Origin of the sequence: Bradyrhizobium sp. PUT101, from assembly GCF_052043945.1 — a bacterium.
Lineage (GTDB): Bacteria > Pseudomonadota > Alphaproteobacteria > Rhizobiales > Xanthobacteraceae > Bradyrhizobium.
Genome location: NZ_CP197207.1, coordinates 6,496,329 through 6,513,867 on the forward strand (window position 1 = coordinate 6,496,329; position 17,539 = coordinate 6,513,867).

Consider the following 17,539-nt stretch of genomic DNA (forward strand, 5'->3'; position numbering starts at 1 on the left):
CGGGGCGCAACAAGCTCTCAAGACCGAGCCGATTTAGGAACTGGACAAGGCATGCTCGAAAAGCACAGCGAGAATGAGGTTCATGTCGACAAGGTCGAGCAGGGACCTGCGTCCTCGATCGCCTTCGGGCTGGAGCGCCTCGGGCTGATCGCCGTCCGGGCGCCGATCGTCTCCTGCATCGTCCTGCTGGCGCTGATCGTCGGCGCCGTGTTCGGCATCCACCGGATCAAGATCGACGATTCGCTGTCGCAGCTCTTCCGTTCCGACACCCGCGAATTCAAGCAGTATGAAGAGGTGACGAAGAAGTTCCCGGCCGAGGAGTTCGACGTCCTCGTCGTGGTCGAAGGCAAGACCCTCCTGGAGCGCAGCAACCTCGAGAAGCTGCGTGACTTCGTCACCGACCTGCAACTGGTCGATGGCACGCGCGGACTGGTCTCGCTGTTCTCGGCGCGTCAGGCGCCGGCCCCGGGCAAGCTGCCGGCGGCACTGTTCCCGCCCGAGTTGCCGGAGGGCGACGCGTACAACAAGTTCATCGAGACCGTCAAAAACAACGAGATCATCCGCGGCAAGCTGCTGTCGGAGGACGGTACGCTGGCGCTGATCGTGCTCTCGCTCGATCCTGAGGTGGTCGCCTCCAACAAGCTGACCAAGACCGTCGCCGACATCCGCGCGCTGATGAAGGAGGACCTCGGCGACACCGGGCTCAACGTGCAGCTCTCCGGCGTTCCGGTGATGCAGCTCGAGATCCGCAACGCGGTCGAGCGCGACGGGCTGACCTACAACATCCTCGGCATTCTCGCCGGCTGCATCATCGCCATCATCTTCTTCCGCAAGATCTCGTTCATGGTCGCGGCGGCATTCCCGCCGATGATCGCGATCCTGCTGGCGCTCGGCGCGCTCGGCTGGGCCAATTTCAACCTCAACATGTTCCTGAACGTGATGACGCCGCTCATCATGGTCATCAGCTTCTCGGACTCGATGCAGCTCACCTTCGCCGCGCGCGACCGGCTGATCGCAGGACAGGACAAGTTCACCGCGTTCAAGAACGCGGTGCTGGTGGTGGGACCCGCCTGCGTGCTGACGCACGGCACGGCTGGCATTTCCTTCATCGCGCTACAATTCTCCGACTCCGACCTGATCCGCAAGTTCGGCGAGGCCGGGCTCGCCGCCACCATCATCGCGCTGGTCGCGGTGCTGTCGCTGGTGCCGGTGTTCGGCGTGCTGCTCGTGCGCAACGAGAAGGTGTTCGCCGTCAAGTTCCAGAGCGCAGATGCCGGTGTCCAGGCCCTGCGCAATTTCTGCTACTGGATTGCGGTGCGTATGGTGGGCCGTCCCGGCCTGTTCAGCCTGATTGCGGTGCTGTTCGTCGGCGGCCTCGGCGTCATCTATGCCAATCTGGAGCCGCGCTACCGGCTCGCCGACCAGGTGCCGGACAAGCGTCAGGCGGTCGCCGCCAGCGACCGGCTCGATGCCAAGCTCACCGGCGCCAACCCGGTCAACGTGCTGATCCAATTCCCCAAGGGCGAAACGCTCTATTCGCCGGAGACGCTCCAGACCATCGCCGACGTGCATGCGACCGTGGAGAAGACGGCCGGTGTCGGCAACGTCTGGTCGCTCGAGACGCTGCGCCGCTGGCTGGCCGAGAAGGCGGGCAGCGCCGACGTCGCGACGTTGAAGGAATATGTCAACGTCATCCCCGAGCACCTGGTGCGGCGGTTCATCGATGCCAAGCAGGACGCCGTCGTGGTCGCCGGCCGCGTACCGGACAAGGATTCCAGCCAGCTCCTGCCGATCGTCGACAAGCTCGACCACGAGCTCGACGCCGTCCGCAAGAAGCATCCCGGCTACGAGATTGCGGTGACGGGTCTTGCCGCTATCGCTGCGCGCAACTCGGCCAGCATGATCGAGAAGTTGAACCACGGCCTCACCATCGAATTCGCGCTGGTCGCGATCTTCATCGGCCTCGCCTTCCGCTCCTGGGTGGTGATGTTCGCCTGTATCCTGCCGGGCATCTTCCCAGTGGTGATGTCGGGAACGGTGCTGTGGGCGATGGGCGAGGGCCTGCAATTCGCCAGCGTCGTCGCGCTCACCGTCTCGTTCGGCCTGGGCTTGAGCGCCACCATCCACTTCCTCAACCGTCTGAGGCTCGAGAGCAAGCCGGGCGTCGGCTCGGCGCTCGCGGTGGAACGGGCGACGGTGCTGGTCGGTCCGGCGCTGATCCTGACCACGGTGGTGCTGGCCTGCGGACTCGTCGTCACCGTGTTCTCGGACCTGCCGTCGCTGCGGCTGTTCGGCTGGCTCAGCGCCTTCTCGATGGTCATGGCCCTCGTCGCCGACCTCTTCATCCTGCGGCCGACTGCGATGTGGCTGATCAATCTGCACGCGAAGTTGCAGGGGGCCGACAAGCGGGCGATCTGAGCGGCATTCGCGTCCCTGCGTCGGAAGCCCTTCCGGACCCCGGGCCTGCGTCAGCACCGCACTGGCCCCATTCATCGCGTCTTCAGCAAAAAGCCCCCGGCTCGTGAGAACCGGAGGCTCATTCCTCAACGTCGGAAGGGCGTCAGCCCTTCGTCATGGTGATGTTGACGCCGCGGATCTCGCCCTTGGAGCTGATCTGCACCGTCTGCTTGCTGCCGTTGGTGCGCAGCGAGAGGTTGGCGGCAAAGCCGTTGGCCTCGACGAACACGTCGATCTGGCCGCCGCCGGCGGTGCCCTGCAGATTGCCGAAGATGTTGCGGCTGGACTCGCTCCAATTGCCGGAAATGCGCTCGCCCTGGCTCGTCACGTCGCTGGTGAGGTTGAACTTGTAGCTGTCGGACGCGCAGTGCAGCGCCTGCTTCAGGTTGAGGCCGCTGCCGCCGACCTTGTAGTCCGCCTTGCAGCGAATGCGCTCGGTGGAGCCGTCGGACAACGACACCGTGCCGGTGCCGGTCCATGCGCCATCGAAACCGGCAAACGGTCCGGACGACTGAGCATGGCTCGCCGAAATCGAGAAGAGCAGCGCCGCCCCGATGCCGGCCGCCTTGATTGCCAGTCCAGTTCGCCCAATGAATTTCATCGCAAATATCCCGTTTTGGAACGACGCTCGCTTACGATCGAGAACGTCTCGCCACATCGAAAGTTTAGTGCTTCGAGCCAGTGTCAGGTTCAAAGCCTAGCCGCCAGAGATGGCGGCTCACGACGTCCAGCGCTAGCCTTGATCCGCCGATTTGCCTTGTTTCGGCATCTTTCTGGCGGGAAAAGCACGGCGGACAGATGCAGCGCTGCAACAGGTGTGCAGTAAAACGCAGATTCTCTGAATTATGACGTAGTATCAACCTCTTACATCTGCGAATGAAGGCGCGGGGAAGGCCGGATTCGGCGGCTGCGGTGCCAATTTGGCCGCATTTGCCGGTGCTTGTGCCTTCTCCGGGCCGCCACTCCTGCGGCGACTTGCCATCAGAACAATCCGCTCCGGTCGTCCGCCCTGTGCAGTCCGGGTCCGGTGCGATTCTGCCGTCAGAATGAAGGAATACAATGCGTAATCTTCTCGTCGCTCTCACCCTGCTGTCGGCATCCCTTTCGACCGCGGCGTTTGCCCAGCCAGGGCGTGGCACGGACGCCGAGCAGAAGGCCTGCACGCGCGACGTGCAGAAATTCTGCCGCCCGGTCATCGATCAGGGCGATTTCACCATCCTGGCCTGCCTCAAGGAGAACCGGGCCAAGATCTCGCAGGCCTGCGACCAGGTGCTGAAGAACAACAACCAGTAAGCTTGGCTAGTGGCTCCCAAAGGCGGATCCCGGACCCGTCTTTGGGGTCCGATCCGCAGAGGGCGGCCATCGACAGACAGGATTGGTTTTGCGGCCGTATTCCCCTATATGGGGGCCGCGGCGGCATTGCCGGCATGAGCCCGCGCGAGCGAAAAGCCTTCCTGTCCAAACGATTGTAAACCAGCCCTCGATGACCTCTGCGAGCGAATTGCGATCCGGCAAGGGTGACCGCGACGAGAATTTTCCCGTCGCGTCCTGGATCATTCATCCGCGTCATCGCGCCCTGATCCTGGCCTATTACAATTTCGTCCGCACCGCCGACGACATCGCCGACCACGCGACGCTGCCGCCCGACCAGAAGCTTAGCTTTCTCGATCTGCTCGAGGCGGAACTGCTCGGCAAGGGCGACACCCAGGCCGAAGCCGTCACCCTGCGCCGCGCGCTGGCCGAACGCGGCATGGCGCCGCGGCATGCACTCGACGTGCTCATCGCCTTCCGCATGGACGTGACCAAGCTGCGCTATGAGAATTGGGACGAGGTCATCCACTATTGCCGTTACTCGGCGATGCCCGTTGGCCGGTTCATGCTCGACGTCCACGGCGAGAGCACCGCGACCTGGGCCGCATCGGACGCGCTCTGCGCGGCGCTCCAGATCAACAATCACCTGCAGGATTGCGGCAAGGATTTCCGCGAGCTCAACCGCGTCTATCTGCCGCGCGATGCGCTGGCCGCGAGCGGCGCCTCCGTCGAGCAGCTCGGGCTTGAGCAGTCACCGCCGGCGATGCTGGCCTGCCTTCAGGCGCTTGCCGCGCGCAATGAAGCGCTCCTCAAGCAGAGCAAGTCGCTGAGCGCGGAGGTGAGGGATTTTCGCCTCGGCGTCGACATTTCGGTGATCCAGGCCTATGCCGACCGCATCGTGCGCCTCTTGAAGGTGCGCGATCCCCTGCGCGAGCGCGTGCATCTGAACAAGTTCGAGCTGCTCGCCTTCAGCCTCGCCGGGATGATCGGCGAAGTCGGCCGCCGCGCGATCGGACGCAAGGCCATTTCCAGACCGGGGACTGCACATGACGCTTGAGGCGACCACGCCCGGCGCCAATTACGGCTCGGCCGCATCCGGCAGCTCGTTCTATGCCGCGATGCGCATCCTGCCGCGTGACCAGCGCGAAGCGATGTTCCAGATCTACAGCTTCTGCCGCCAGGTCGACGACATCGCCGATTCCGACGGCCCGCGGGAGGAACGGCTCGCCGCACTTCAGCAATGGCGCAACGACATCGATGCGCTCTATCAGGGCCATCCGCCGCCGCGGCTGAAGGACTACGTCGCCTCGGTGAAGACCTTCGGGCTCAAGCGCGAGGATTTCCTCGCCATCGTCGACGGCATGGAAATGGATGTGCCGCACGACATCCGCGCGCCCGACATGGCAACGCTTGATCTGTACTGCGACCGTGTCGCCAGCGCCGTGGGGCGGCTGTCGGTGCGCGTGTTCGGAATGCCCGAGGAAGACGGCATCCTGCTCGCGTATCATCTCGGCCGCGCACTGCAGCTCACCAACATCCTGCGCGACATCGACGAGGATGCGGGCCTCGGCCGGCTCTATCTGCCGCGCGAAGCGCTGCTGCATGCCGGCATCACCTCCAATGATCCGGACCGCGTGATCGCCGAGCGCGCGCTGCCGAAGGTCTGCCTGCCGCTGGCGCAGCGTGCGAAGGTGCATTTCGAGAAGTCGGACGAGATCATGAACCGCAACAAGCGCCGCGCGGTGCGCGCGCCGCGGATCATGTCGAAATACTATCATTCCATTCTGGACCTGCTGATCGCGCGCGGCTTCACCGCGCCGCGCGAGCCGGTGCGTGTATCGAAGATCACACGCATCCTGATCCTGCTCCGCTACGCTCTCATCTGATGCAAAAGACAGCTCATATCATCGGTGCTGGAATTTCCGGCCTCTCCGCCGCTGTGCGGCTCGCCAATGCCGGCTTCAAGGTCGCCGTGCACGAGGCGACACACCAGGCCGGCGGCCGCTGCCGTTCCTATTTCGACGGCGCCACCAATCTCACCATCGACAACGGCAATCATCTGCTGCTGTCCGGCAACAGTCATGCGCGTGCCTATGCGCGCGCGATCGGCACCGAGGCGGGCCTCGTCGGCCCTGAAAGCGCGCAGTTTCCCTTCGTCGACATCAAGACGGGGCAGCGCTGGCAGATCGATCTCGGCGCTGGCCGGCTGCCGACCTGGGTGCTCGACGAGAGCCGCCGCGTGCCCGACACGGGCCTCACCGATTATCTGAAGCTGGCGCCGCTGATCTGGGCGTCGGAGGAGACGCTGGTCGGCAAGTCCATTCCTTGCGAAGGCATCCTCTATCAGCGTCTGGTGCAGCCGCTGCTGCTCGCGGCGCTCAACGTCGATCCGCCCGAGGGCTCGGCGGGGCTTGCGGGCGCGATCGTGCGCGAGACGCTGCTCGCGGGCGGGCAGGCCTGCCGTCCCTTGATCGCGCGCGACGGTCTCAGCGCGGTGCTGATCGAGCCTGCGGTGAAGTTCTTGCAGGAGCGCGGCCACTCGGTTCAGCTGGGCCATGAGCTGCGCTCGTTTGCGACCACCGACGGCAAGATCGGCGCGCTGAATTTCGGCGGCGAGGATGTGATCCAGATCGGTGAGGGCGATGTCGTCGTGATGGCGGTGCCGCCGCGCGCCGCCGCGAGCCTGCTGCCCGGCCTGAAGACTCCGACCGAATTCCGCGCCATCGTGAATGCGCATTTCCGTTTTGAGCCGCCGCCGGGTTCGGCGCCGATCCTCGGCGTGATCGGCGGCGTGGTGGAATGGCTGTTCGCGTTCCCCAACCGGCTATCCGTGACCATCAGCAATGGCGACCGTCTGGTCGACATGCCGCGCGAGGAACTCGCGCAGGCGATCTGGAGCGACGTCTGCAAGGCTGGCGGCGTGTCCGGTGAGCTGCCGCCGCAATTGCCCCCCTGGCAGATCGTGCGCGAGCGCCGCGCCACTTTTGCCGCCACGCCGGCGCAGAATGCCCTGCGCCCGGGGCCGGTCACTGCGCTGAAAAACCTGTTCCTTGCCGGCGACTGGACTGCTACGGGATTGCCGGCAACCATCGAGGGATCGGTCCGGTCCGGCGATCGCGCTGCCGATCTGGTTCTGGCCGCACAGCGGCCCTGACGGGCAAATGTCCCGGCCAATTTTCAATCGACTATCGGAGCAATCGAGCGACATGGATTCCGTGAACGCGACCAGCCGCGAGACCCTGGAATCGAGCATTGCGTCGGCCACCCAAGGCGTCCTCGGCTTCCAGCAGTCCGACGGCCATTGGGTGTTCGAGCTCGAGGCTGACTGCACGATTCCGGCCGAGTATGTCCTGCTGCGCCACTATCTCGCAGAGCCGGTCGACACCGTGCTCGAGGCCAAGATCGGCAATTACCTGCGCCGCGTTCAAGGCGCCCATGGCGGCTGGCCCCTCGTGCATGACGGCGAGTTCGACATGAGCGCGAGCGTGAAGGCTTACTTCGCGCTGAAGATGATCGGAGATTCTGTCGACGCGCCGCACATGGTGCGTGCGCGCGAGGCGATCCATGCCCGCGGCGGCGCGATCAACAGCAACGTCTTCACGCGCTTCCTGCTGGCGACGTTCGGCGTCGTGACCTGGCGCGCGGTGCCGGTGCTGCCGATCGAGATCGTGCTGCTGCCGTTCTGGTCGCCGTTCCACCTCAACAAGATTTCGTACTGGGCGCGCACCACCATGGTGCCGCTGATGGTGATCGCCGCGCTGAAGCCGCGCGCGAAGAATCCGAAGGGCGTCGGCATCGACGAGCTGTTCCTCCAGGACCCGCGCTCGATCGGCATAACAGCGAAGGCGCCGCACCAGAGCATGGCCTGGTTCCTGCTGTTCCGCTCGCTCGATGCCATCTTGCGCGTGATCGAGCCGCTGTTTCCGAAGAGCCTGCGCAAGCGCGCGATCGATGCCGCGCTCGCCTTCATCGAGGAGCGGCTCAACGGCGAGGACGGCATGGGCGCGATCTATCCGCCCATGGCCAACATCGTCATGATGTATGATGCGCTCGGCAAGGACGAGAACTTTCCGCCGCGCGCGATCACGCGGCGGGGCATCGACAAGCTGCTCGTGATCAACGACGACGAGGCCTATTGCCAGCCCTGCGTCTCGCCGGTGTGGGATACGACCCTGACCGCCCACGCGCTGCTGGAGGCCGGTGGAGACAAGGCGGTGCCCGCCGCCAAGCAGGGCCTCGACTGGCTGATCCCGAAGCAGGAGCTCGAGGTGAAGGGCGACTGGGCCGCGAAGCGGCCCGACGTCCGCCCCGGCGGCTGGGCCTTCCAGTACAACAACGCCCATTATCCTGACCTCGACGACACCGCGGTCGTGGTGATGTCGATGGACCGCATGCGCCGGGAGCACGGCGCGACCGGTTATGACGACGCGATCGCCCGTGGCCGCGAGTGGATCGCGGGCATGCAGAGCGACGACGGCGGCTGGGCCGCCTTCGACGTCAACAATCTCGAATATTACCTGAACAACATCCCGTTCTCCGACCATGGCGCGCTGCTGGATCCGCCCACCGAGGACGTCACCGCGCGCTGCGTCTCGATGCTGGCGCAGCTCGGCGAGACCGAAAAGACCAGCAAGCACGTGGCCGACGGGATCGCGTACTTGCGGAAGACCCAGCACCCGGAGGGGTCCTGGTACGGCCGCTGGGGCATGAACTTCATCTATGGGACCTGGTCGGTGCTGTGCGCTCTCAACATGGCCGGCGTCGACCACAAGGACCCGATGATCCGGAAGGCCGCCGACTGGCTGACCTCGATCCAGAACCAGGATGGCGGCTGGGGCGAGGACGCCGTCAGCTACCGGCTGGACTACAAGGGATGGGAGGCTGCCCCCTCGACAGCCTCGCAAACGGCATGGGCCTTGCTTGCCCTGATGGCGGCAGGCGAGGTTGATCACCCCGCCGTCGCCCGCGGGGTGGAGTACCTGATTGCAACACAAAACAAAAAAGGACTGTGGGACGAGCAGCGGTACACCGCCACAGGCTTTCCCCGTGTATTCTATCTCCGTTATCATGGTTACCCAAAGTTCTTTCCGCTGTGGGCGTTGGCGCGGTATCGGAACTTGCGGAACACCAACAGCAGGGTGGTAGGGGTCGGAATGTGACTTTGGGGACGGGGGACTATTTCACCGCGGGTAATGCCATCGACCCGCGGCCGATACTGATCGTGACCGGACTGGTTCAGGAGGCCCGCATTGCGGCCGGGCCCGGAATGGCGGTCATCTGTTCATCCAGCAGCCCGACCCAGTTGCGGGCGCTGCTGACGGTGGTGGATCCTGATACGATTCGCGGCGTGATCTCCTTCGGCGTGGCCGGCGGGCTCGACCCGACGCTGCGGTCCGGGGACGTCGTGCTGGCGACCGAGGTGCTGTCCGGCGATGCCCGCTGGGCCGCCGGCCTGTCGCTCGGCGACGACCTGATCGAGCGCCTGACCTCGGGCCGCCGCCGCGTCGTGCGCGGCAGCCTCGCCGGCGCCGAGGAGGTGGTCACGAAGCGGTCCTGCAAAGCGGCGCTGCATTCGGAGACGGGGGCATTCGCCGTCGACATGGAGAGCCACATCGCGGCCGCCTATGCCGCGGAAGCCGGGTTGCCCTTCGCCGCGGTCCGCGTCATCAGCGACCCCGCCCATCGCGCGCTGCCGGCGCTCGCCCGCGCCGCGATCAAGCCGAACGGCCAGATCGATCTCGCTGCCGTGCTGCGCGGCATCGTGCGCAACCCGACCACGTTGCATGCGCTGGTCTCGACCGGCATCGACTTCAATCGGGCGCTGCGCAGCTTGCGCGGCTGCCGCGACTATCTGATCGGGACGGAGTTTGCCGAGAGCGAGGCCCTGGTCTCCAAGGCGGCCTGAGCGGTGTCTTCCAGCTGAAGAGAACAAGCGACGACGGAACAGGCGAAAGCTCCGATCTCCATTGGAGGTCGGAGCTTTTTGCATTGACTGCCAAGTGTGCGTGCAGGCCAGGCGCCGCGCCCTCGTCGCTCTGAAGCGCTCAGTCGGCCTTCAGGACCGTAGCAACTGCGCCCTTCGGCTTCACGTCGATGACCAGGAGCTTGACCGTTCGCTCCCGATATTCTCTGCCTTGTGCCATTGATCGACAGCTTCGAGAATGAAGCTGCCGGCACTGTAAGTCTCGGTCTTGTTGATGTCGAGATTGGTTACCCGCAGCGTACCCGATTGCATGTAGCCATAGCGGGGATGCGGGTGCTTGTGCTCAGGCAATTTCGCGCCCGCCGGGATGTCATAGGTTGAAACGGAGATCTGCACGTCCTTCTGCGGCATCACGATTGGCTGTCCGCTCGATGTGTTCAAAGTCGTGAGTATCGGAGTCACCTTCACAGCCTTCGCGCTATCGGCTGCCTGAACATTTTCCGCCAGGGTCGGCGAAACAAGCAGAACAAGACCCGCTGCAATTCCTGGCAGTCCGCGGTAATTCAACTTTGACACATTGCGTCTCCTTTGTAGTCGTCGCAGATAGCCGATGCGCCAAAGGCGCTGACGGCGGCGACCATCCCGTGGGAGTGGATGCATGTCGCCCGCTACAAAAGTATCTCTGTCTCCTTCAGTGTCGTTACCAATGCAACGATGTTGCGGATACATGTCGTCTTGAACAGCACTGTCACCGCAATTCCTTCTCTTGATGGTTGACGACGAAGGTCCCGGCGTTCCGGTCGGTCAACGCGATATCTTGCTCGAGCCCTTCGTGCGCCTGGAGCAGTCTCGCAATCGGTGCACCGGCGGGGCGGGCCTCGGCCTCGCTGTTGTGCGCAGCCTGGTCGAGGTCTGTGGAGGACCATTGCCATCGACGATGCGCCATCTGGCGGCGCGCGCTTCTCCGTCCGGCTGCCGGTGTTCGCTGCAAGCTGAACGCTTGTATTGCCGCGGGCGATTGTCGGGGCGAGACAAGCGAATTGTCAGGCCAGGTTCCTACAGCGCGTTACACGTCGTGACCAAAATCCAACAAACGATGGTTCGTGATCATAAGGGGCTGACATAGTTCCCGCATTCTCCCCGAAACGGACCTGCCGCAGCGCATGGCCGTCAACTCGTTCACGGAGAATGCCATGATGAAGAAGCTCCTGACCATGTCCGTCCTCGCAGGCGTGCTGTCGGTGGCCGTCGTCGCCGACGCCAATGCCTGGACCCGCAGCCGCTCGGTATCGGGATGGCGTGGAACAGCGTCCGTCAACGCCTCGGGCAGCTGCGCCAACGGAACCTGCTCACGGCAGATCACGCGCACCGGTCCGTACGGCAACAGCGTAAGCCGCCAGGGGGCAGTTTCCTGTGGCGGCGGCGTCTGCACGGGTAGCCGCACCACCACCGGGCCGAACGGCAACTCCGTCACCCGTGAGGGCACGGTGTCGCGCTGGGGAGCGGGCGGCGCTCCGTACTATTATGGCCCGGGTGCTGCCGGGGCGGCCGCAGCCGGACTAGCGGTGGGGACTGCCGTCGGCGCGGCTGCCGCCGCCCCCGCCTACGTAGCGCCGGCAGCAGCCTACCCGCCAGCGCCGGTCGTCTATGCGGCCCGCCCCATCGTCTACGGCCCGCGCGCTTATTACTACGTGCCTTGGTACCATGCACGATGGGCCTACTATCACGCCCCACGAGCCTACTATTGGCGCTAATCCCGCGCCGCGAAGCATGACGTCGATGAAATCTTCGCGCCTGCAAAGTCAATTCGGAAGCACGGCCGTTCAGAGATGCCTGCGAAAGCGTAAGGCGGAATGTCTTGCGTGCTACGGGCAAACTGTTGCGGGACTTCCGATTGGAAGCGCAGCCAATTTGCTTCAGGAAGCTCACGAATTTCGCCAGCAGAAAGGGCTCGACCGCGGCAGCGGTCGAGCCCTCGCTTTATGACTTGGGGGTGCGCGCTTACGCGGCCGTCGAAGCCTTCTGCGCCGCCTTCTCCTGCGCGGCGGCGGCCTCGTCCTTGCGGATCTCCGACAGGCGCTTCTGCACTTCCGCCGAGAAGATGTACTGCGCCGGACGCTGCTTGCTCATGTCGATCTCGGGCGCCATCGGACCCGTGGTCCTGATGCCGCGCAGCGACACCCACATCGCCTTCAGCGGGTTGTTGAGGGCTGCGGTCGCGGCCGTCGGCTCGTAGCCGCAATGGGCCATGCAGTCGGCGCACTTCTCGTAACGGCCGGTGCCGTAGGAATCCCAGTCGGTGGTTTCCATCAGCTCCTTGAAGGTCTTGGCGTAGCCTTCACCGAGCAGGTAGCAGGGCTTCTGCCAGCCGAAGATGTTGCGCGCGGGCATGCCCCAGGGCGTGCACTCGTATTCCTGGTTGCCGGCGAGGAAGTCCAGGAACAGGCCGGAATGCATGAAGTTCCACTTCTTGCCCTTGCCCATCGCGAAGACGTCGCGGAACAGCTTCTTGGTCTTGGTGCGGTTGAGGAAGTGCTCCTGGTCCGGCGCGCGCTCATAGGCGTAGCCTGGCGACATCGAGACGCCGACGCCGAGCTCGACGGTGAGGTCGAGGAATTTCGCGATCTCCTCGGCCGGATGGCCGTCGAAGATGGTGGCGTTGACGTTGACGGTGAAGCCGCGCGCCTTGGCCGCCTTGATCGCGGACACCGCGCGGTCGAACACGCCCTTCTGCGACACGGCCTTGTCGTGGTGGTCGCGCAGGCCGTCGAGATGCACCGAGAAGAACAGGTAAGGGGAGGGCTCGAAGAGATCGAGCTTCTTCTCGAGCAGCAGCGCGTTGGTGCAGAGCGAGACGAACTTCTTGCGCGCGACGAGGCCGCGCACGATCTCGCCGATCTCCTTGTGGATCAGCGGCTCGCCGCCGGGAATGGCGACCATCGGCGCGCCGCACTCGTCGGCGGCGTCCCAGCACTCCTGCGCCGTCATGCGACGGTTGAGGATCGCGTCGGGATAGTCGATCTTGCCGCAGCCGACGCAGGCGAGGTTGCAGCGAAACAGCGGCTCCAGCATCAGCACGAGCGGATAGCGTTTGCGGCCAAGCAGTTTCTGCTTGAGCAAATAGCCGCCGATACGCATTTCCTTGAAGAACGGGATAGCCATTACAGGTTTCTTTCTGGGCTTTGAATTCGGGTGGGTCAGCTCGCAGCCAGTTGGGCCGGAAGCCGGAATTCGATGTTTTCCTCGCGGCCCGGCAGCACTGAGACCTTGACCGGTCCGATCCGCCGCATCGCTTCGATCACGTCATCCACGAGTACCTCGGGCGCCGAAGCGCCGGCCGTGACGCCGACGGTCCTGGCATCCTTCAACCATTCCGGATTGAGCTCGCTGCCGTCGGCAATCAAATAACTCGCGACGCCGGCCTCAGTGCCGATTTCGCGGAGCCGGTTCGAGTTCGAACTGTTGGCAGCGCCCACCACCAGGATCACGTCGACCAGCTTGCTCAAATCCCTTACCGCAGTTTGGCGGTTCTGTGTCGCATAGCAGATATCCCGGATATCCGGGCCTTGAATATCTGTAAAGCGGGCCTTAAGGGCCGCGATGATGTCCTTGGTGTCGTCGACCGACAGGGTGGTCTGGGTGATGTAGGCCACTGGCGTATCCGACGGCAATGTGAGCGCCTTAACCTCCTCGACGCTCTGGACAAGCTGCACCGGCCCCGGGACCTGGCCCATCGTGCCCTCGACCTCGGGGTGGCCGGCATGGCCGATCAGGATCAGCGTCCGGCCCTTGCCGATGTAGCGCTTCCCCTGATTGTGAACTTTCGTGACCAGGGGACAGGTGGCATTGAGCACCGGAAGGTCGCGCGCGGCAGCCTCTTCCTCGACACTGCGGGCGACGCCGTGGGCGCTGAAGACCGTCACTGCCTTCGGCGGAACCTCGGAGAGTTCCTCGACGAAGATTGCACCTTTGCTTTTCAGGCTCTCGACGACGTATTTGTTATGCACGATCTCATGGCGCACGTAGACGGGCGGGCCGTACTTCTCCAGCGCCCGTTCCACGATTTCGATCGCACGCACCACGCCCGCGCAGAAGCCGCGCGGTTGCGCCAGATAAACTTCCATTGGACGCCCATCACGCAAGTTGCACCAAATCCGCTCTCGTAAGTCCCCGGCGGCACCCCGCTACTGACCAATGAGTTGCAATATCCGCACCATTGGTTCGCGCATGCGGTAGCCACCCACCCTCAACGGCTCCCGGCGCATGGAGGCGCAATACTTTGTGTCAAAAAATCGGCAAAAAGGAAAGACGGGAACGCCGACAGCTCACTTTTTAGGTATTATGGTAGGATGCGCCCTGTGCGCAGATGCGCGACATAGGTGCATCGTTCTTCGTCACTTTCCCGCCTCAAGTCCCCGGCTATACCGACCGCCCGCATGATTTTGCCACGGTCTCCCGCCGTTTACCTCGAACCTTCGCGCGGCGAGAACCACTCAAAACAGCAATAGGTTTCGCCCGGGAACTCCGATAAACAGCGGGCGTTTCCGGCAAGCTGTTTAACCGCAGAAAGAAAAGAAGTGCTGCAAAGCGTAGTCGTTGCCATCGTCAGGGCCTGCACCCGGTTTGCCTCCCTCGTCGTCGTTCTCGGGCTCCTGCTGTCGGTGGGGGCGGGCTATTACACTGCGCGCCACTTCGCCATCAACACCGACATCAATTCGCTGATTTCCCAGAATCTCGACTGGCGCAAACGTGACCAGCAATTCGACCAGGCGTTTGACCAGAACGAAACGATCCTCGCTGTGATCGAGGCCCGGACGCCGGAGATGACGAGCGCCGCAGCAGACGCGCTCTATGCCAGGCTGAAGGACGACAAGACCAACTTCCAGTCGATGCAGCAACTCGGTAGCGGCGAGTTCTTCGAGAAGAATGGACTGCTGTTCCTGCCGACGGAAGAAGTCGCCAAGACCACCGGCCAGTTCGAATCCGCCGCGCCCCTGATCGAGATCATGGCCGGCGATCCCTCGATCCGCGGCCTCACCGGGGCGCTGGAAACCGGCCTTGCCGGCGTCAAGCGAGGCCAGGTCAAGCTCGACAACACCGAGCGACCATTCAACCTGATCGCGCAGACCGTCGAGACCGTGCTCAACAAGGGCAATGCCAGCTTCTCCTGGCGCGAGCTCGTCAGCGACGAGCCGTTGAAGGATTCGGACAAGCGCGCCTTCATCGAGTTCAAGCCGGTCCTCGACTACAACGCGCTGGAGCCGGGCAAGGACGCGACCAACGCGATCCGGAAAGCGGCGGCCGATCTGGACTTTCCCACCAAATACCAGGCGCGGGTGCGCCTGACCGGCCCGGTCCCGATCGCCAACGAGGAATACGCGACCGTCCAGGAGGGAGCCGTCGTCAACGGCGTCGGTACCGTCCTCGTCGTGCTGCTCATCCTGTGGCTGGCGCTGCATTCGGCGAAGATCATCTTTGCGGTGTTCGTCAATCTCTTCGTGGGCCTCGCGATCACAACCGCGGCCGGCCTGATGATGGTCGGCTCGCTCAACCTGCTGTCGATCGCGTTCGCGGTGTTGTTCGTCGGCCTCGGCGTCGATTTCGGCATCCAGTACAGCGTCCGCTATCGCTCCGAGCGCTACAAGCACAATGACCTCTCGGGCGCGCTGGTGCTGGCCGCCAAGCGCTCGGCGGTGCCGCTGTCGCTCGCGGCGATGGCCACCGCGGCGGGCTTCCTCTGCTTCATGCCGACCGACTACAAGGGCATCTCGGAGCTCGGACAGATCGCCGGTGTCGGCATGCTGGTGGCGTTCGTGTCCAGCATCACCGTGCTGCCGGCGCTGCTCAAGCTTCTGAACCCGCCCGGCGAGCCGGAGCCCGTCGGCTACGCCTTCCTGGCGCCGCTCGATCACTTCCTGGAGAAGCATCGCGTGCTGATCGTCGGCGGCACGCTGCTGCTCGCGCTGGGCGGCCTGCCGCTGCTCTACTTCATGAAGTTCGACTTCAACCCGATGAACCTGCGCAACCCGAAGGCCGAATCGATCGCCACCTTCCTCGATTTGCGCAAGGATCCCAACACCGGCGCCAATGCCATCAACGTGATGACGACGTCGGAGGAGCAGGCGAGGCAGGTCGAGGCGAGGCTCGAGAAAGTGCCCGAAGTGCTGCGGGTGATGTCACTCAACAGTTTCGTGCCGCAGGATCAGCCGCCGAAGCTGAAGCTGATCGCGCAAGGCGCCAAGGTGCTCAACCCTGCGCTGAACCCCGATCAGATCGATGCGGCGCCGTCGGATCAGGAAAATGTCGAGTCGCTGAAATCTTCAGTCGACAATCTGCGCCGGACCGCGGGTGACGCGAAGGGGCCGGGTGCGGTCGCCTCGCGCCGTCTTGCAGACGCGCTCGAAAAGCTCGCCGATAGCGACGAGGCCACGCGCAACAAGGCGCAGGACGTGTTCGTCACGCCGATGAAGATCGTGTTCGACCAGCTCAGGAACGCCATGCAGGCCGAGCCGGTCACCCTGAAGTCGCTGCCGCCCGAGCTCGTGAACGCCTGGAAGAGCAAGGACGGCATCATCCGCGTCGAGGCGCTGCCCAAGGGCGATCCCAACGACAACGATACGCTGCGCAAATTCGCGGCGGCGGTGCTCGCGGCCGAGCCGACCGCGATCGGCGGACCGGTCTCGATCCTGAAGTCCGGCGACACCGTGGTGAAGGCGTTCATCCACGCCGGCATCTACGCGCTGGTGGTGATCGGGCTCCTGCTGTGGATCACGCTACGCCGGTTCGTCGACGTGCTGATGACGCTGGTGCCGCTTCTGGTTGCCGGCGCAGTGACGCTCGAGATCTGCGTGTTGATCGGCCTGCCGCTGAACTTCGCCAATATCGTTGCATTCCCGCTGCTGCTCGGCGTCGGTGTCGCCTTCAAGATCTATTATGTCGTCGCGTGGCGCTCGGGCAGAACAAACCTGCTCCAGACCAGCCTCACGCGCGCGATCTTTTTCAGCGCGCTGACGACGGCAACAGCGTTCGGCAGCCTGTGGCTGTCGAGCCATCCCGGCACGTCCAGCATGGGCAAGCTGCTGGCACTCTCGCTGGTCACGACGCTGGCCGCCGTGCTGCTGTTTCAGCCGGCCCTAATGGGCAAACCCCGCAATCTCAGGGAGTAGGCAGATGTCGCCGACGGGGTCGGCGGCGCTCTTCTGACCGGGCTTGGCGGCGCCAGCAGCCTTCGGAGCTGCAGGCGCAGGCGCCGTGGCGCCTGTCGTCGCTTGAGCTGCCTGCGCCCCCTGAGGCTTCGGCGCCGCGCCGCTGGATTTCGGCGCGCCCTTGGCCATGGCGTTGGCAGGACTCGAGGGGATTGGCGGGCCGACCCGGGTCCAGGTCTCGCCGCCGCAGAGGAAGCCCATCACGCAGCCCTTGATTTCGAGTTGGTCGGGACCAGCCGGCGTGATGGTCGCGCTGTAGAGCTGTCCATCCTTGGCGTTGTAGACCTGTCCTTCCCACTGATCGATACCGGGCTTCTTCTTCATGTCGATCAGGGTTGCCATGCCCAGCGTCGGCCTGTTCTTTTTCGAGACATCCGGATTGTTCTCGTCGCGCCCGCCGGGTTGCTTTTCCCAGGAGACCGCGCCCCACATGCTGCCATAACATTGGGCGACACGAATGTTGGCAACGCTGTCGGCCACCCGCCAGTCGCCGGTCGGGTCTGCAGCGAGCGCGGGTGTCAGGCAGGTGTAACCGCCAGCCAGTATTAGTCCGGTGTAAAGGGCCAAACGCATGATAGTTCCTTGGCAGTGCAACATGATCTAAAAGCTGTGCTTGCGAAGATGGTCCGAAAAAGGGCAAAAG

15 protein-coding genes are annotated in these 17,539 nt (G+C 64.1%); 10 read left to right on the forward strand and 5 right to left on the reverse strand.

Features of this window, described 5'->3' with window-relative positions; genetic code table 11:
- Positions 1–51: 51 nt before the first annotated feature.
- Positions 52–2,418, forward strand: a complete 2,367-nt coding sequence (locus tag ACSHT2_RS31030) for an efflux RND transporter permease subunit (protein WP_440638668.1) — start codon at positions 52–54, stop codon at positions 2,416–2,418.
- Positions 2,419–2,560: 142 nt separating this feature from the next.
- On the opposite strand, the gene ACSHT2_RS31035 is transcribed toward ACSHT2_RS31030, so the two are convergent.
- Positions 2,561–3,058 (reverse strand): hypothetical protein, encoded by a 498-nt coding sequence (locus ACSHT2_RS31035; protein WP_440638670.1) that lies wholly within the window; start codon positions 3,056–3,058, stop codon positions 2,561–2,563.
- A gap of 458 nt (positions 3,059–3,516) precedes the next feature.
- On the opposite strand from ACSHT2_RS31035, the gene ACSHT2_RS31040 reads away from it, so the two are divergent.
- The 6 genes from ACSHT2_RS31040 (at position 3,517) to ACSHT2_RS31065 (ending at position 9,673) form a co-directional block, all read left to right on the forward strand.
- Positions 3,517–3,750: a cysteine rich repeat-containing protein gene (locus ACSHT2_RS31040; RefSeq protein WP_319325597.1), complete on the forward strand. Its 234-nt coding sequence runs from the start codon at positions 3,517–3,519 to the stop codon at positions 3,748–3,750.
- A gap of 190 nt (positions 3,751–3,940) precedes the next feature.
- Positions 3,941–4,825 carry a squalene synthase HpnC gene (gene hpnC, locus ACSHT2_RS31045; RefSeq protein WP_440638671.1) on the forward strand — a complete coding sequence of 295 codons (885 nt, stop codon included), beginning with the start codon at positions 3,941–3,943 and terminating at the stop codon, positions 4,823–4,825.
- Positions 4,815–5,654 carry a presqualene diphosphate synthase HpnD gene (hpnD, locus tag ACSHT2_RS31050; RefSeq protein ID WP_440638673.1) on the forward strand — a complete coding sequence of 280 codons (840 nt, stop codon included), beginning with the start codon at positions 4,815–4,817 and terminating at the stop codon, positions 5,652–5,654. Before hpnC ends, hpnD begins: the two co-directional genes overlap by 11 nt.
- The gene (hpnE, locus tag ACSHT2_RS31055) at positions 5,654–6,922 is read left to right on the forward strand and encodes a hydroxysqualene dehydroxylase HpnE (protein ID WP_440638675.1); all 1,269 of its coding nucleotides are present in this window, start codon (positions 5,654–5,656) and stop codon (positions 6,920–6,922) included. Before hpnD ends, hpnE begins: the two co-directional genes overlap by 1 nt.
- Before the next feature lie 52 nt (positions 6,923–6,974).
- Positions 6,975–8,927 (forward strand): squalene--hopene cyclase, encoded by a 1,953-nt coding sequence (shc, locus tag ACSHT2_RS31060; protein WP_440638677.1) that lies wholly within the window; start codon positions 6,975–6,977, stop codon positions 8,925–8,927.
- On the forward strand, positions 8,924–9,673 hold the full coding sequence (locus tag ACSHT2_RS31065) for a phosphorylase (protein ID WP_440638679.1): 750 nt from the start codon (positions 8,924–8,926) through the stop codon (positions 9,671–9,673). Before shc ends, ACSHT2_RS31065 begins: the two co-directional genes overlap by 4 nt.
- 180 nt (positions 9,674–9,853) lie before the next feature.
- Here the strand turns inward: ACSHT2_RS31065 and ACSHT2_RS31070 are convergent, their stop codons facing one another.
- Positions 9,854–10,267 carry a cupin domain-containing protein gene (locus tag ACSHT2_RS31070; protein ID WP_440638681.1) on the reverse strand — a complete coding sequence of 138 codons (414 nt, stop codon included), beginning with the start codon at positions 10,265–10,267 and terminating at the stop codon, positions 9,854–9,856.
- 193 nt (positions 10,268–10,460) lie between these two features.
- On the opposite strand from ACSHT2_RS31070, the gene ACSHT2_RS31075 reads away from it, so the two are divergent.
- The gene (locus tag ACSHT2_RS31075; protein ID WP_440638682.1) at positions 10,461–10,817 is read left to right on the forward strand and encodes an ATP-binding protein; all 357 of its coding nucleotides are present in this window, start codon (positions 10,461–10,463) and stop codon (positions 10,815–10,817) included.
- Between the two features lie 67 nt (positions 10,818–10,884).
- Positions 10,885–11,445, forward strand: a complete 561-nt coding sequence (locus ACSHT2_RS31080; RefSeq protein WP_440638683.1) for a hypothetical protein — start codon at positions 10,885–10,887, stop codon at positions 11,443–11,445.
- A 247-nt stretch (positions 11,446–11,692) separates the two neighbouring features.
- Here ACSHT2_RS31080 and hpnH read toward each other — a convergent pair whose 3' ends face one another.
- Together hpnH and ispH are read right to left on the reverse strand one after the other, a co-directional pair.
- The gene (hpnH, locus tag ACSHT2_RS31085) at positions 11,693–12,853 is read right to left on the reverse strand and encodes an adenosyl-hopene transferase HpnH (RefSeq protein WP_440638685.1); all 1,161 of its coding nucleotides are present in this window, start codon (positions 12,851–12,853) and stop codon (positions 11,693–11,695) included.
- Positions 12,854–12,888: 35 nt separating this feature from the next.
- Positions 12,889–13,815: a 4-hydroxy-3-methylbut-2-enyl diphosphate reductase gene (gene ispH, locus ACSHT2_RS31090; RefSeq protein ID WP_440638687.1), complete on the reverse strand. Its 927-nt coding sequence runs from the start codon at positions 13,813–13,815 to the stop codon at positions 12,889–12,891.
- A 453-nt stretch (positions 13,816–14,268) separates the two neighbouring features.
- On the opposite strand from ispH, the gene ACSHT2_RS31095 reads away from it, so the two are divergent.
- Positions 14,269–16,857, forward strand: a complete 2,589-nt coding sequence (locus ACSHT2_RS31095) for an MMPL family transporter (RefSeq protein ID WP_440638688.1) — start codon at positions 14,269–14,271, stop codon at positions 16,855–16,857.
- Here ACSHT2_RS31095 and ACSHT2_RS31100 read toward each other — a convergent pair.
- Entirely contained in the window at positions 16,825–17,469 is a 645-nt protein-coding gene (locus ACSHT2_RS31100; RefSeq protein WP_440638689.1) for a DUF2147 domain-containing protein, read from the reverse strand. The two genes, ACSHT2_RS31095 and ACSHT2_RS31100, sit on opposite strands and share 33 nt — an antisense overlap.
- Positions 17,470–17,539 lie beyond the last annotated feature (70 nt).